At 45.7% G+C, this 15,425-nt stretch carries 12 protein-coding genes; 4 read left to right on the top strand and 8 right to left on the bottom strand.

The features are described 5' to 3' along the window. Positions 1-65: 65 nt before the first annotated feature. From glnG to glnA, 4 genes are all read right to left on the bottom strand, one after another. A complete protein-coding gene (gene glnG / locus ACED28_RS05185) occupies positions 66-1,469 on the bottom strand; it encodes a nitrogen regulation protein NR(I) (protein WP_371709446.1) in 1,404 nt (467 codons plus the stop codon). A 110-nt stretch (positions 1,470-1,579) separates the two neighbouring features. Next, positions 1,580-2,656 carry a nitrogen regulation protein NR(II) gene (gene glnL, locus ACED28_RS05180; RefSeq protein ID WP_012602997.1) on the bottom strand — a complete coding sequence of 359 codons (1,077 nt, stop codon included), beginning with the start codon at positions 2,654-2,656 and terminating at the stop codon, positions 1,580-1,582. A gap of 168 nt (positions 2,657-2,824) precedes the next feature. Then, a complete protein-coding gene (locus ACED28_RS05175; RefSeq protein ID WP_371709445.1) occupies positions 2,825-3,394 on the bottom strand; it encodes a DUF4124 domain-containing protein in 570 nt (189 codons plus the stop codon). A gap of 239 nt (positions 3,395-3,633) precedes the next feature. Beyond that, a complete protein-coding gene (glnA, locus tag ACED28_RS05170; RefSeq protein ID WP_009848037.1) occupies positions 3,634-5,043 on the bottom strand; it encodes a glutamate--ammonia ligase in 1,410 nt (469 codons plus the stop codon). A gap of 562 nt (positions 5,044-5,605) precedes the next feature. Between glnA and typA the strand changes: the two genes are divergently transcribed. Further along, positions 5,606-7,438 (top strand): translational GTPase TypA, encoded by a 1,833-nt coding sequence (gene typA / locus ACED28_RS05165; protein ID WP_009848036.1) that lies wholly within the window; start codon positions 5,606-5,608, stop codon positions 7,436-7,438. Between the two features lie 199 nt (positions 7,439-7,637). On the opposite strand, the gene ACED28_RS05160 is transcribed toward typA, so the two are convergent. Next, a complete protein-coding gene (locus ACED28_RS05160; RefSeq protein ID WP_371709444.1) occupies positions 7,638-8,168 on the bottom strand; it encodes an AAA family ATPase in 531 nt (176 codons plus the stop codon). A 20-nt stretch (positions 8,169-8,188) separates the two neighbouring features. Continuing rightward, entirely contained in the window at positions 8,189-8,830 is a 642-nt protein-coding gene (locus tag ACED28_RS05155) for a DUF2959 domain-containing protein (protein WP_135445079.1), read from the bottom strand. 205 nt (positions 8,831-9,035) lie between these two features. Between ACED28_RS05155 and ACED28_RS05150 the strand changes: the two genes are divergently transcribed. The 3 genes from ACED28_RS05150 to ACED28_RS05140 are packed head-to-tail and all read left to right on the top strand — an operon-like array spanning position 9,036 to position 11,335. Next, a complete protein-coding gene (locus ACED28_RS05150) occupies positions 9,036-9,977 on the top strand; it encodes a virulence factor BrkB family protein (RefSeq protein ID WP_371709443.1) in 942 nt (313 codons plus the stop codon). Then, entirely contained in the window at positions 9,949-10,383 is a 435-nt protein-coding gene (dtd, locus tag ACED28_RS05145) for a D-aminoacyl-tRNA deacylase (RefSeq protein WP_004735590.1), read from the top strand. Before ACED28_RS05150 ends, dtd begins: the two co-directional genes overlap by 29 nt. A gap of 16 nt (positions 10,384-10,399) precedes the next feature. Then, complete coding sequence (locus ACED28_RS05140) at positions 10,400-11,335, top strand: YiiD C-terminal domain-containing protein (protein ID WP_371709442.1); 936 nt, start codon at positions 10,400-10,402, stop codon at positions 11,333-11,335. A gap of 39 nt (positions 11,336-11,374) precedes the next feature. Here ACED28_RS05140 and ACED28_RS05135 read toward each other — a convergent pair whose 3' ends face one another. Further along, positions 11,375-13,345, bottom strand: coding sequence for an AsmA family protein (locus tag ACED28_RS05135; protein WP_371709441.1), 1,971 nt, complete (start codon positions 13,343-13,345; stop codon positions 11,375-11,377). A 153-nt stretch (positions 13,346-13,498) separates the two neighbouring features. Then, positions 13,499-15,124 (bottom strand): phosphoenolpyruvate carboxykinase (ATP), encoded by a 1,626-nt coding sequence (gene pckA, locus ACED28_RS05130; RefSeq protein WP_371709440.1) that lies wholly within the window; start codon positions 15,122-15,124, stop codon positions 13,499-13,501. Positions 15,125-15,425: the final 301 nt, after the last annotated feature.

Here is a 15,425-nt window from a genome sequence, read left to right as displayed (position 1 = left end):
ATACTATTCAAAGCAAGCGACACCTTTTTAGCTTTAAAAAATATGCATCTAAATGCATATAAAGATCAGTACAACTCTTTGAGTTTACGAGTAAGGGTATTTCTTCCCCATCCTAAAACTTTCGCTGCATCTTGTTTATGGCCATTAGTATGGTTGAGTGCGGCCTCTAATAATATACGTTCAAACTCGGGTAGAGCATAAGTCAGCAGCTCTTTTTCGCCGGAATCAAGCGCACTCTTGGCCCAATTAGCCAGCAGTTGTTGCCAATTACCATCAGTACCTTCGCTGATCACTACCTTCTCTTCCAACAACTCAGGAGGTAGATCCGAAGGGAGTATTTCGCTGCCGCTCGCCATTACTGTTAACCAACGACAAATGTTCTCAAGCTGACGCACGTTACCCGGCCAATTGAGCTGATTGAGCTTTAAAATGGTCTCTGGGTGTAGTGTCTTCACTTCTACGCCAAGCTCTTCAGCGGCTGATGCTAGGAAGTGGTGAGTCAGCTTTTCAATGTCCTGTTTACGTTCGCGTAGTGCCGGAATATGGATTCGGATGACGTTGAGTCGATGGAAAAGGTCTTCACGGAAACCACCGTCATGTACTAAGCGCTCAAGATCTTGGTGGGTTGCGGCAACGATACGAACATCGACCTTAACCGCAGAATGTCCACCTACGCGATAAAACTGGCCATCAGACAGCACGCGCAGTAGTCGAGTCTGAATATCGAGTGGCATGTCGCCAATCTCATCAAGAAACAGAGTACCCCCGTTGGCTTGCTCGAAGCGTCCTTGGCGAACGCTGTTGGCTCCAGTAAACGCGCCTTTCTCATGGCCAAACAGCTCTGACTCGATGAGATCTTTGGGAATGGCTGCCATGTTTAGGGCGATAAAGGGCTTTTTCGCTCTTGGGCTGTGACGATGTAAGGCGTGTGCGACTAGTTCTTTACCTGTACCTGATTCACCATTGATGAGCACGGAAATGGATGACCGAGACAAACGACCAATGGCGCGGAAGACTTCCTGCATCGCAGGCGCTTCGCCAATGATTTCTGGCGCGTTGGTGTCTTCGGTTACTTCGCTGGCTTGTTCTCGCTTTTGCTCTTGGCTGTGGGCGATTGCTCGCTCTACTAAAGTCAGTGTCTCATCGATATCAAACGGCTTTGGCAAATACTCAAAAGCGCCTTTTTGATAAGCATTGACCGCCGCATCAAGGTCTGAGTGCGCGGTCATAATGATCACTGGCAGGTCGGGAGAGCGTTGATGAACCTGATGCAAAAGCTCGATACCGTCAATGCCGGGCATGCGAATGTCAGATACCAATACATCTGGCGTCTCGCGCTCAAGAGCAAGTAATACGCTCTCTGCATCAGCAAATGTTTCACACTTTATATCCGCAGATGAAAGTGTTTTCTCTACTACCCAGCGGATAGAGCTGTCGTCATCGACGACCCAAACGTATCCCTTACTCATAATTCAATTCCTTTGCAGCCAAATCTATTGTGATAATCATTGTTGTTTTTATTGTTCGGTATTCGTTGTTGCCGATGAAACGTTGTTTCCTGTGGGAATCAAGGCTTCGCTTATATCGGCAAATAAATCGTGAATGTGGTATTACCTGGCCAGCTTTCAACGTCTATTTTTCCGTTGTGCTGATCGATCAGGTTTTGAGATATCGATAGCCCTAAGCCAGTGCCTCCTTCTCGTCCGCTGACCATTGGGTAGAACAGGGTGTCTTTCAATTCATCGGGGATACCCGGGCCGTTGTCGCAGATCTCAATGCGAGCGGCGAGTTTGTGTCGCTGACCATGAATGTTTGCTTGATGCACCGTTCTGGTGCGAATGGTGATTTTCCCTGATTCTTGAGCCTTCAGAATCTGAGCTGCGTTGCTCACTATATTGAGCATGGCTTGTTCTACCTGTGCTGAATCCATCAAGATGTCCGGTAGGCTCGGGTCGTAGTCTCGTTCGATGACGAGTGTTGAACCTGATTCTAGCTCGACGAGTTGCCTTACTTTTTCAAGTATTTGGTGAAGGTTCTCTTCCGATTTGGTCCCCGGTTTCTGTGGCCCAAGCAGGCGATCGACCAAAGCTCTCAGGCGGTCGGCTTGTTCAATAATGATCTGCGTATATTCATTAAGGGACTGATCAGGAAGCATTTTACCAAGTAGCTGCGCGGCTCCTCTTAATCCGCCCAATGGATTCTTAATCTCATGGGCTAATCCGCGTACCAATAGTTTAGCCGCTTGTTGTTGTGCGTGTTGGTTGAGCTCTTGGCTGAGGCGTCTTTGTTGGTCTATCTTGCGCATCTCAACCAATAACAGCGTTTCTCGCTGCCAAGATATTGGGCTCACTGTTACCTCAAGCATTAGTGGGCGGTTATCAACCACAAAGGTAACGTCACTGTCGGTAATGCTTTGGCCACTTTGTAGCGGTTGAGTCAACAGCGCTAAATCCAGTGAGGCGTGCTGGATAAGTTGGCTCAGAGGGTGATCAACGATACGTCGTGCACTTTGCGAAAAGAGTTGTTCAGCCGCCGGGTTGGCATATCGGACATACAGTTGCTCATCGAGCATCAATGTTGAGGTCACCATATTGTCGAGAATGGCGCTGGAAAGATGATGTGTATCTATGCTGTCGCTTTTGGCTGATCGATTCACTATTTCGTCCTTGAACTGGTGTTTTTCTCACTGCACCAAATTGGTGCGAAGCTAAGTTCAAGTATGGCGCATATCAACCAGAAGCTAAAGATAATTCATTAGAGTCGCTGAAAGCTGCTTCGATCAGGTGAAAAATAGAGGTAATTTGGCCTCTTTTAACACATTGGCTTACTTGAGCGTCGCTCGATGTAAATACACGGTGACTGGACTAGTAGATGCAATAAGCTTGCCGCTTCTATGTGCTTGAATTGCAATGGTGTGAGTGCCTCGATTGATACCTTTCAATTCCCAATTAGGTTGGGTTTGTGGAGCGCCATAACGACGACCATCGAGCATCAATTGCAACTGCTCTCCAATACCAAGCTTGCGGTTGAGTTCTATTTTTATTGGGATTAAGCCACGGTTGCTGCGGATGGTTTGATCATGAACTGGAGTCAGCATGCTGAGGGCTAACTGAGCGGGTATCTCTCGTTTCGTGTTATCTGTTTTTTTCTGAGCTTGAGCTGGTGTTGCCGTTTTACTTGTAGAGGGATCTGCAGCGTCAACAGGCGTTGAAGCCTCAAATTTAGGAGCAGGCGCGGAAGCTTGTACGTCAGGTAGGCGCAGAGCCTCCGCACCTCGATCTGTAGGGGTATCACTAAAGTGAAGCACACCATCCTCATCTTCCCAGGTGTACACCGTTTGAGCAGAGCACGAGAATGCGACTGTTAATCCGATTAGGAACAGTATGTTTTTCATATCGTTAGCCTCTTTCCACCGTTAGGTGTTTTCACGTTTGACGTTAGTTTTGTTATTGATTTTATTGTATTTATAGCAACAGCCTCTGAGGGCTTTGTTTAAGATATGGTACGAGGAAGCTGGGGGAGGGAGAATAGAAAAAAGGCCCGCCTGCGAGGCGAGCCTAATATTTTTTAGTGCTTCTTACATGTTGCAATAGCTTTTACTGCAGTAAGAATTACATGCTAACCGACTAAGGGTTAAACTGAGTAGTACAGTTCAAACTCAAGTGGGTGTGTAGCCATGTTCACGCGCTGTACGTCATCAGATTTCAGAGTGATGTAAGAATCGATGAAGTCGTCAGAGAATACGCCACCAGCCGTTAGGAACTCACGGTCTTCGTTAAGTGCTGCTAGAGCACCTTGTAGAGATTCTGCAACTGTTGGGATTTCAGCTGCTTCTTCTGCAGGAAGGTCGTATAGATCTTTATCCATAGCTTCGCCAGGGTGGATCTTGTTCTTAATACCGTCAAGGCCAGCCATAAGCATTGCTGAGTAGCATAGGTATGGGTTAGCTGCTGGGTCACCAAAACGTAGCTCGATACGACGTGCTTTCGGGCTTGGTACTACTGGGATACGGATAGAAGCAGAACGGTTACGTGCTGAGTAAGCAAGCATTACAGGTGCTTCGAAACCAGGTACAAGACGCTTGTATGAGTTCGTTGATGGGTTAGCAAATGCGTTGATTGCGCGAGCGTGCTTGATTACACCACCGATGTAGTAAAGAGCCATTTCAGATAGGCCGCCGTACTTATCACCAGCAAACAAGTTTTGTCCATCTTTGTTCAATGACATGTGAACGTGCATGCCAGAACCGTTGTCACCAACTAGTGGCTTAGGCATGAATGTCGCTGTTTTGCCAAATGCGTGCGCAACGTTGTGTACAACGTACTTGTAGATTTGAGTCTCATCCGCTTTTGTTGTTAGCGTGTTGAAGCGAGTTGCGATTTCGTTTTGACCCGCAGTTGCAACTTCGTGGTGGTGAGCTTCAACAACTAGGCCCATCTCTTCCATTACTAGACACATTGCTGAACGGATATCTTGAGATGAATCGACAGGAGCTACTGGGAAGTAACCGCCTTTAACGCCAGGACGGTGACCTTTGTTACCGCCTTCGATGTCAGAACCTGTGTTCCAAGCTGCTTCTACATCATCAATCTTGAAGAACGAACCAGACATGTCGTTTGAGAACTTAACGTCATCGAATAGGAAGAATTCTGGCTCTGGACCCACTAGAACTGTGTCTGCGATACCCGTAGAACGTAGGTATTCTTCAGAACGTTTAGCGATAGAGCGTGGGTCACGGTCGTAGCCTTGCATTGTTGCAGGCTCAAGGATGTCACAACGGATGTTTAGCGTTGCATCTTCTGTGAATGGGTCCAGTACAGCAGAAGCTGCGTCTGGCATCATTACCATGTCAGATTCATTAATGCCTTTCCAACCAGCTACTGAAGAGCCGTCAAACATTTTGCCTTCTTCGAAGAAGTCTGCATCAACTTGGTGAGAAGGAATAGAGATGTGCTGCTCTTTACCTTTTGTATCAGTAAAACGTAAGTCGATAAATTTAACTTCGTTCTCTTGGATCAGGGATAGTACATTTTCTACTGACATCTTGGATAACCTCCAGTGTTATTAATTCGGTATTAGCTCGATTCGGTTGAAACCAGCATTGATTAATGTCTATACGTGCATTAATCGATGCTGATTTATCTATAGCCAAAAACGTGCCAAAAAATTATTCCATTAATTTCAATGATTTACTTGTTTTCTTGATTTGCGAACTCTGACTTTTGCACCAAAATGATCTTTGGTTGCACGGTATTGGTGCAACTATTTATCTGTGCACCAAGATGAGACATAAGCGAACACCATTCAGCAATGAATTGCCTAAGTTGTCAATCCACTTTTGTTATTTTACCTGAGATTTGGTTGCCCACTTCGCGGGTGATACTTTTCGATAACCCTACGAATTAGTCGACTAGACACTGTACGGAACCAAAGTTAAGCGGATATGAATCGCTAATAAAGAAAAAAGCCTTGGTTCAGATCACATATTTCTGGGTTTTTGTCTAGAATCTGGTATATTATTGACCGTTTTTTAAATCAAGCTAGCGGTTATTATCCAAACTTTTGAGATAAGTGACGGCTACTTTTATGAGTGAATCGAGAATCCATGTCTACTCCACAGATTGATAAGTTAAGAAATATCGCGATCATCGCGCACGTTGACCACGGTAAAACGACTTTGGTTGATAAACTACTACAACAGTCAGGCACTCTTGAGTCTCGTGGTGAAGCTGAAGAGCGTGTCATGGATTCGAATGACATCGAAAAAGAGCGTGGCATTACAATCCTTGCTAAGAACACAGCAATCAACTGGAATGATTACCGCATCAACATCGTAGATACTCCGGGACACGCGGACTTCGGTGGTGAAGTTGAGCGTATCATGTCTATGGTTGATTCTGTTCTGCTTATCGTTGACGCAGTTGATGGCCCAATGCCTCAAACTCGTTTCGTAACGCAAAAAGCATTCGCACACGGTCTTAAGCCAATCGTTGTAATCAACAAGATTGACCGCCCAGGCGCTCGTCCTGATTGGGTTATGGATCAAGTATTCGACCTTTTCGACAACCTAGGTGCTACAGATGAGCAACTAGACTTCACCGTTGTTTACGCTTCAGCTCTAAACGGTTGGGCAACAATGACTGAAGGTGAAACTGGCGAGAACATGGAACCATTGTTCCAAGCTGTTGTTGATACAGTAGAAGCGCCAGCAGTTGACCTTGACGGTCCACTACAAATGCAAATTTCGCAACTTGATTACAGCTCTTATGTAGGTGTTATCGGTGTTGCTCGTGTTACTCGTGGTTCTGTTAAGCCAAACCAACAAGTAACTATCGTGAATGCTGAAGGCAAAAAACGTAACGGTAAAGTAGGTACTGTACTTGGTTACCTAGGTCTTGAGCGTCACGAAGTAGAACAAGCTAACGCTGGCGACATCATTGCAATCACAGGTCTTGGTGAGTTGAAAATTTCAGACACTATCTGTGACGTAAACACTGTTGAAGCAATGGAACCACTGTCTGTTGATGAACCAACAGTAACAATGACGTTCCAAGTAAACACTTCTCCGTTCGCGGGTAAAGAAGGTAAGTTTGTAACTTCACGTAACATCCTTGAGCGTCTTGAAAAAGAATTGGTTCATAACGTTGCACTACGTGTTGAAGAAACTGAAAGTCCAGACCGTTTCCGCGTATCAGGCCGTGGTGAACTTCACCTTTCTATCCTGATCGAAAACATGCGTCGTGAAGGTTTCGAGCTAGCAGTATCTCGTCCAGAAGTAATCATCAAAGAAGAAGATGGTCAGAAAATGGAACCGTTCGAAACGGTTACTATCGATGTAGTTGAAGAGCACCAAGGTGCGATCATGGAAAGCATCGGTCTACGTAAGGGTGAGCTAACAGATATGGCACCAGATGGTAAAGGCCGTGTTCGCATGGACTTCATGATGCCTTCTCGTGGTCTTATCGGTTTCCAAACTGAATTCCTTACAATGACGTCTGGTTCTGGTCTTATTTACCACTCGTTCGATCACTACGGTCCTTACAAAGGCGGTATCATTGGTCAACGTAACAACGGTGTTCTAATCTCGAACGCGACTGGTAAAGCACTGACTTACGCATTGTTCTTCCTTCAAGCTCGTGGTCGTCTATTTACAGAGCACGCTGATGAAGTTTATGAAGGTCAAGTAATCGGTATTCACAACCGTTCAAACGACCTGACAGTAAACTGTCTGAAAGGTAAGCAACTAACGAACGTTCGTGCATCTGGTACTGATGAAGCACAAGTTCTTTCTCCACCGATCAAGCACACTCTAGAGCAAGCTCTTGAGTTTATCGATGAAGATGAACTAGTAGAAGTAACGCCACTAAACGTACGTATCCGTAAGAAGCTTCTTACTGAAAACGAACGTAAGCGTGCAGCACGTCCAGCTAAGGCTTAATCGCCAGCTGACTAGCTTCTAGCTATTCAAGCAATACGTTTTAGAATAAATAAGAAAGCCCCGAGTAGCCTAGCTGCTCGGGGCTTTTGTTTTATGTGGTGTTAGAGTTGATACGAGTAAACGAGATGCGAGATGCGAGATACGAAGGGCATTCAAGTATTCGTTATCCTCAAGAGGGAGGAACGACTGAGTTGGGTAGTTAGCTTTTGATACCTAGGTGGCTTTTAACAAATAGAGCCCGTTCTTTGACTGGCAAAAATGGCACCTCGACTATCGCATAGCCAAGCTCTTGGTAGACTCTGACTAACGCGCAGTGAATCTCTAGTGCTTCTTCAAAGGGATAAGGGCGCACTTCATCTTGAACATAGATAGAAGCTTCAGGGCGGCAGAATAGGACTTGGGAGTGATAGTCTTGGCTCGCTTCTCGGTAGTTCTCATCAATCTCAAGGTTCGCCTGAGCTAAGTAACCACAGATATCTGGAATCGCACGGTCAAGAAACGCTACCGGTTGCTGCCTCGCTTGCTCTTTTTGCTCACTCATCAATATTAAGCACAAGTGAGCAAACCCCGGAAGATCTAACCAAGGCAAGATACCGTTCTCAAGTTGGCTCTGCTGTTCTATCAGGTGGCGAGAGGACTCTGCGAAGGTTGGGTAACCCATGTCACCCAAGGCGTTAATCAGAGTTGTTTTTCCGGCTCCGGGACCGCCAGTAATAATGATAGGCTTCATCGTGTCCTGTCTCTGAAACGTTATTTTTGGTTGAGTTGTGCTAAGAACTTATCCGACTCAGCTATCGCAGCATTCATCTGTGTTATTGCGTAGGCGATGTCTTTTTCTAAGCTCATAAACTCTCCCTGCAATGAACCAACGGCACTCGCATTGAGGTTGTGTTTGAGATAAAGCGTGTTGTCGCGAAGAGTGTTGAGTACCGGATCCATTTTCTTCTCAGCCCGTTTCATCGCTGAAAGCATGGTCTGGTAAGATGATTTGGTTTCACGCAGCTTTTTCTCACTTGAACGACGCAGTGAATCGCTGGTGTAAAGGTCCAACTCTCCCTGCCACTCTGCAAATAGCGCATCCGACACATCTTCAATCGCAGCAATTCGGTCACTGACATTTTGCGCGGCTTTCTCGCTGTTTTGGTATTTATCATTAATCTTGTTGTACATGTCTTCAAGGTCGCCGCCACTAAAATTAGTCAGGCTACTCAAGGCTTCAAGTGCGCTAGTAAACTCTTCCTGAGCGTCCTGTTGCGACTCTTTAGCGTCTTCCACTCTGTCGACCATAATGTCACGCTTGTGGTAACCCACTTGCTCCATTGCGGAGTAATAAGCTGATTGGCATCCAGTAAGAGTAAAAATAGAGAGGACTATAACTATTAAATAAGGCATCCTAGTTTCCTATAGTTAAATAATATCAATCGTAGTAAATAACTGCTCAACCTAGCTTGTTAAAATGCTCGATAACGGCGTTAGAGTTTTTGATTGTAGAATAACTACTTATCACAAAACTCTGCCTTGTTCTCAAGCCTTTTTCCTACGCTATTTTTGAACATTTACTTACTGTGATTAATATAACGGAATATTAATTAGGACTATGAACGAGTTACCAGGGAGTTACAAGTTGAAGATAAAAAAGGCAGCTACAGGAAGCATCCAGTTTTCCCGCTATCTTCTTACGCGGATGACGCACGATAGAGTTAATGTGAATGCAGGGTACTTGGCGTACATTACTTTGCTCTCGATCGTACCGATGTTGACGGTTTTGCTCTCTATTTTGTCGTCATTTTCAGTTTTTGCTGATGTTGGTTTAGTGATTCAAAACTTCGTTATTACCAACTTTGTTCCCGCTTCCGGGGATGCGGTGCATGGTGCTTTACTGGAGTTTGTTGCTAATACCGGCAAGATGACGGCGGTGGGCAGTGTGTTCTTATTCATTGCCGCTCTGATGCTGATCTCCAATATTGATAAAAACCTAAACTACATCTGGCGAGTAACGGAAAAGCGACGTGCTGTGTTGTCTTTTTCGATGTATTGGATGGTGCTAACACTTGGGCCTATTTTGATCGGAGCGAGCATTGCTGCAACGTCGTATGTGACATCATTAAACTTGTTACAAAACGAAGTCGTGTCGAGTGCTTTTAATACCGTGATTCGCAAGCTCCCTTTGATTACCTCATTCTTTGCGTTTTTCGGTCTGTATCTGTTGGTTTCCAACAAAAAGATTCACTTTTCTCATGCGGCAGCTGGCTCTCTAGTGGCGGCTCTGTTGTTCGAACTCAGCAAGAAAGGCTTTGCAGCTTACATTACTCAGTTTCCGTCTTACCAGTTGATTTATGGCGCATTAGCGGCGATTCCCATTCTTTTTGTTTGGGTCTATTTGTGCTGGTTGATTGTGTTAGTGGGTGCTGAAGTGACGGCCGCGTTGGGCGAGCAGGAACAGTGGAGTGACTCTCAAGAAATGGTACACTCGTCGGATAAAGACAAAATTACAGAGCAAGGAAACAACAGTGATAGCACTGATCCAGAGAGTAAGTGAAGCTGCCGTCCGTGTTGATGGCGAAGTAGTGGGTGAGATTGAGCAAGGCTTATTAGTTCTGTTAGGTGTAGAAAAAGGTGATGACGAAGCCAAAGCCAAACGTTTGATGGAACGAGTGACCACTTATCGTGTCTTTGGAGATGAAGACGATAAAATGAACCTTAACGTGAAGCAGGTAGAAGGTAAGGTATTAGTGGTGTCTCAATTCACTTTGCCAGCTGACACCAAGAAAGGGACACGAGCTGGATTTTCTCGCGGTGCTCACCCAGAAGATGCAGAGCGTCTTTACAACTACTTCTCTGACCAATGTGAATCAGTGTTGCCAACGGAACGTGGCCGATTCGCAGCCGACATGAAAGTGTCTTTGGTTAATGATGGCCCAGTGACATTCTGGCTGCAGGTTTAGGCTTAAAGGAATAAGCATGTTTAAACTCATAACCCCGACCACCGAAAATCAACTGAACAAGTATTACCATTTTCGTTGGCAAATGCTCCGTGAACCTTGGCGAATGCCGGTCGGTTCAGAGCGCGATGAATATGACCCAATGAGTCACCATCGCATGATTGTTGATGGTCGAGGTCGCCCGATGGCGATTGGTCGTCTCTATATCACCCCAGATCTAGAGGGGCAGATTCGCTATATGGCGGTGAAGAACTCTCGCCAAAGCAAAGGCATGGGCTCACTTATCTTGGTTGCGCTAGAGTCACTGGCACGTCAAGAAGGTGCGAAGCGTTTGGTGTGTAATGCTCGTGAAGATGCGATCTCATTCTATGAGAAGAATGAGTTTGAGCGTCGTGGTGAGATTAACGACCAACGTGGGCCTGTGCGTCACCAACAGATGGTAAAACCTCTTGATCCAATGGCTGATGTACTGCGCAAACCAGAATGGTGTAATGAGCTTCAGCAGCGCTGGGAGCATCAGATCCCGATCAGTGACAAGATGGGCATCAAGATTAACCAATACACGGGTTATCAGTTCGAGTGTAGTGCTCAGTTGAATCCAAACCTTAACCCTCATAACACCATGTTTGCTGGCTCAGCCTTTACCTTGGCGACCTTAACCGGTTGGGGTATGACTTGGTTACTAATGAAGGAGCGTGGGTTGACAGGTGATATCGTACTAGCAGATAGTAATATTCGTTACCGTCATCCAGTTGAGCAAAACCCAGTGGCATCCACGTCATTGGATGGGATCAGTGGCGATTTAGATCGCCTCGCGTCTGGAAGAAAAGCTCGTATCATCATTCACGTGACCATTAACAGTGGCGACGTGGAGGCGGTTGAGTTTACGGGAACCTATATGCTGATCCCTGACTACAAAAAGAGATTATCACCAGACTCCAACGTAAGCGTATAGCTGACAATAGCTAGCAGATAAAGAGACAGATAGAAGGCGCTACTCTTGTGGAGTGGCGCTTTTTTGTTGGCAGTCGTTAATCTCGGAATACTCAGCTTGGGTGAGCTTTCCTGATATTTGGTGGCATGGGTCGGATAGTGAAATAGAGAGAGTGTGTTGCTCGGTTTTTAGCAAGTCGAGCTCTCCAGAAATTTCGCCATTTAACGTTTGAATCCTTTGTTCGCTTTGCTCTGCTGCCGATGCACCAATAATGTGCACTGGTTCAAGTGCGAAGCGTCCACGGTCAAAATTCGCATTGAGCTCTGGGATTTCAAATACGTTATCAGTCGATGTTTCAGAAAGCTTATCATTAAAGGTCATCACACCTTGGCGAACGCTACCAGTGAGTTGACCTGTTGTGGAATAGCCGAGCATTAATGAATCGCCGTATAAACCCGCAGCTTGAAGTTCAAATTCGCCATAACCGGTTGCGTCGAGCGGTAGTTCAAGTTGCTGTAATATGGGAGCTATCGGTAATCCATCGGCAGAAATATCTATGCTCCATGGCTTGCTGATTTGGTTAAAATCGAGTGTCGCATTGGCTTCAACATAGCCATGCTTTAGTGGCATAAACAGGCGTGTCAGCGTCCATTTTCCTTGCTCGCTATTCATCTCAACCACTGGTTGAGCGCTAATAATGTTTTGGTAGCTGGCATCATTCGCGCTGGCCATCAGCTTTCCTTGCCACAGACCTAGCTTTCTATCTTGTAGAAGTTGAACTTGATACCCCTCGATATGTAATCCTGAGACCTGCCAGTAAGGCTTTTGTGCGAGTTGGATAAGTTGGCTGCGTTCTATGTTAATTCGGCTAATTTCGACATTCTGGAGCTGCGTGAGCCAAGGTATCAAGCGAGTGGCGGGTGGAGGGCTATCTTGGCTTTCCGTAATCCACTTTATGCCTTGCAGGTCGAGCTGCGCTAATTGAATGCTGCTAGGGGTTACTTCGCCATTAAGTTGAACAGTGCCTTGTAGGAATTGAGTATAGAAATCTTCAATCAGAATCTGGTTCGTATCTAAATTGAGCTTGATACTTGGCTCTATGAACATGTCATCATCAATGGTCACTCCCTCTGCTTGCAGAGAGAAAATGGCTTTCTGTTGCTTCCACAGCTCAAAAGGCAGTTGGATATTTTCTAGTGAGGCATCAAAAGCTGCGAGGTGGCCGTCTTGCCACTCTACATCGCTACGCAGAATATCTAAGCTATTGATGTGATTGATCTGAATGCCTGCTACATCCCACTCTTTGCATAGTAGGTTTTGGGTTTGTTTCTGATTGAGTCGTAAGCCATCGACGGTCACATTCACCAACGACCAATTTTGCTGATACTGCTCTGCTTGACCAGAAATTTTGGCACCACGCCAGTCAAACGAAGCGCCATACAGGGTGCTATCACTTGGTTTAAGATCTAGATCAATCAACAGGTTATCGAACGCTTCGCCTTGCCAATACAGCTGTGAGGCAGAAAGTTGGGTTTTGCCATAGGGTAGTAGTGAGTTGCTGTCGTCCCATGTTGGATCTGAGATCTGAAGATCGATGCCTCGCGCGTTAAAGTCTGGGGTTGAAAAGTCGAGATTGTTGATGGCCAGCTGGTGGATCTTAATGCTTGGCTGGGTAAATAAAGAGGTGAGCGTTTCTAGGTCGTCGGCTTCTAACTGTAGGCCACTGATTAAAACGGATTCAAAGACCAGTTTGGCCTCCGTAATCGAGCTGGAGCTGAACCAAAGGTCAATCTTGTCGATATACAGCGGTGTTTGTTTTTCAGGTTGGCTTTGGGTAATGCCCATTAAGGTGATGTGATAAGGCGCCTGGTACTCAACATCTTCAATGAGCACACGTTGTTCAATCGCATGTTTGATAAAAAAGTTAGTAATATCCGTACGGTATTGGGTTTGTAGGCTTAATAGCAATGCTGCGATAGTTGCAACGGCGATAGCCAACGCAATGCCGAACACCATGAATACCTTTTTCATTCCCTGAAAGCCTTAAATTTCAATCGTCTCAAAACAGAGTGGAACAAAAAGGGACAAGCAGCAACAAAAAAGCCCCTCAAAAGAGGGGCTTGCTACAAAAATATCACTTTAAATTGGGCGTTCGCTTTTAGCTTGGCCCGAGCAGATGTTGGGTTAGTCCAGTTGAGGGCCAGCCGCAACCAGTGACTTACCTTCAGCGTTGTCTGTGTACTTATCAAAGTTGTTGATGAAACGCTCTGCTAGATCTTTCGCTTTGCTTTCCCATTGTAGTGGGTCAGTGTACGTGTCACGTGGATCAAGAATCGCTGGGTCAACATCGTGCAACGCTAGTGGTACTTCTAGGTTAAACATAGGGATAACCTTAGTCTCAGCGTTGTCGATTGAGCCATCTAGGATAGCGTCGATGATGCCACGAGTATCTTGGATTGAGATACGTTTGCCTGTGCCATTCCAACCTGTGTTCACTAGGTAAGCTTCAGCGCCCGCCGCTTCCATACGCTTCACAAGTACTTCAGCGTACTGAGTTGGGTGAAGAGTTAGGAATGCCGCACCAAATGCCGCAGAGAACGTTGGTGTTGGTTCAGTAATACCACGCTCTGTACCTGCTAGTTTCGCAGTGAAGCCAGATAGGAAGTGGTACTTCGTTTGTTCTGGAGTCAGTTTAGAAACAGGTGGTAACACACCAAATGCATCAGCAGTCAGGAAGATAACCTTTTGAGCGTGACCGGCCTTTGATACTGGCTTAACGATGTTGTCGATATGGTGAATTGGGTAAGAAACACGAGTGTTCTCGGTTTTTGAACCGTCATCAAAATCGATAGAACCATCGCCACGAACCGTTACGTTTTCTAGTAGCGCATCGCGACGGATTGCATTGTAGATTTCAGGTTCTGCTTCTTTAGATAGACGAATGGTCTTGGCGTAACAACCGCCTTCAAAGTTGAAGATGCCATCGTCGTCCCAACCGTGCTCATCATCACCGATTAGCTCACGTTTAGGATCCGTTGATAGGGTTGTTTTACCTGTGCCCGATAGACCGAAGAAAATCGCTACATCGCCTTCTTCACCTACGTTAGCACTACAGTGCATTGAAGCAATGCCTTGCAGAGGAAGTAGGTAGTTCATCATTGCGAACATGCCTTTCTTCATTTCACCGCCGTACCAAGTACCACCGATGATTTGAACGCGCTCTGTTAGGTTGAAAGCAACGAAGTTTTCAGAGTTTAGCCCCTGCTTTTCCCAGTTAGGGTTAGTTGTTTTAGCACCGTTCATTACCACGAAATCAGGTTCGAACGTTGCTAGCTCTTCGTCTGTTGGACGAATGAACATGTTCTTAACGAAGTGCGCTTGCCACGCTACTTCAGTAATAATACGTACACTTAAGCGCGTATCAGGGTTAGCACCACAGTAACCGTCGATGACAAACAGGCGCTTGCCAGATAGCTGAGTTGTCACAAGCTCTTTAAGCTCATCCCATACTTCAGTTGTAATCGGTTTGTTGTCGTTTTTGCCTTGATCTGACCACCACATGGTATTGCGCGTGGTGTCATCTTTAACAATGTACTTATCTTTTGGTGAGCGGCCAGTAAAGATACCAGTGTCAACCGCAACAGAGCCTAGTTCCGTTACTACGCCTTTTTCGTAGCCTTCCAAACCTGGCAGTGTCTCTTCAACGAATAACTGCTCGTAGCTAGGGTTACGAAGAACTTCAGTAACGCCAGTCAGTCCGTGCTTAGTTAGATCAATTTGTGCAGCCTTAGTATGTTCCATAACGGTCATAGGTGCTCCTTGTAGGATATTTTGTAGGGATTTTGTATTAATTTTTTATTGTTATCTGCTCACCATGCTAGCAACGAGGCTCGGGGGAAACAGGGATATAGCTCAAAAAATATCCATATTAACCATGGGGTTTTAAGCGCCTCATCACATATTGGCCTGACTAGTCTATCCTGTACGCAAACCTTTGCGCTAGAGGAGAGAACATTATTAATTGATTAAAATTAAGAGGTGATTTTATTACGAGATGTTACGGAGTTTGCGATATTTTGATCACAAAAAAGGCCAGCGTTGCGCTGACCTT

Source organism: Vibrio sp. 1F253, from assembly GCF_041439295.1.
GTDB lineage: Bacteria > Pseudomonadota > Gammaproteobacteria > Enterobacterales > Vibrionaceae > Vibrio > Vibrio tasmaniensis_A.
This window is presented reverse-complemented; position numbering and strand designations above follow the sequence as displayed.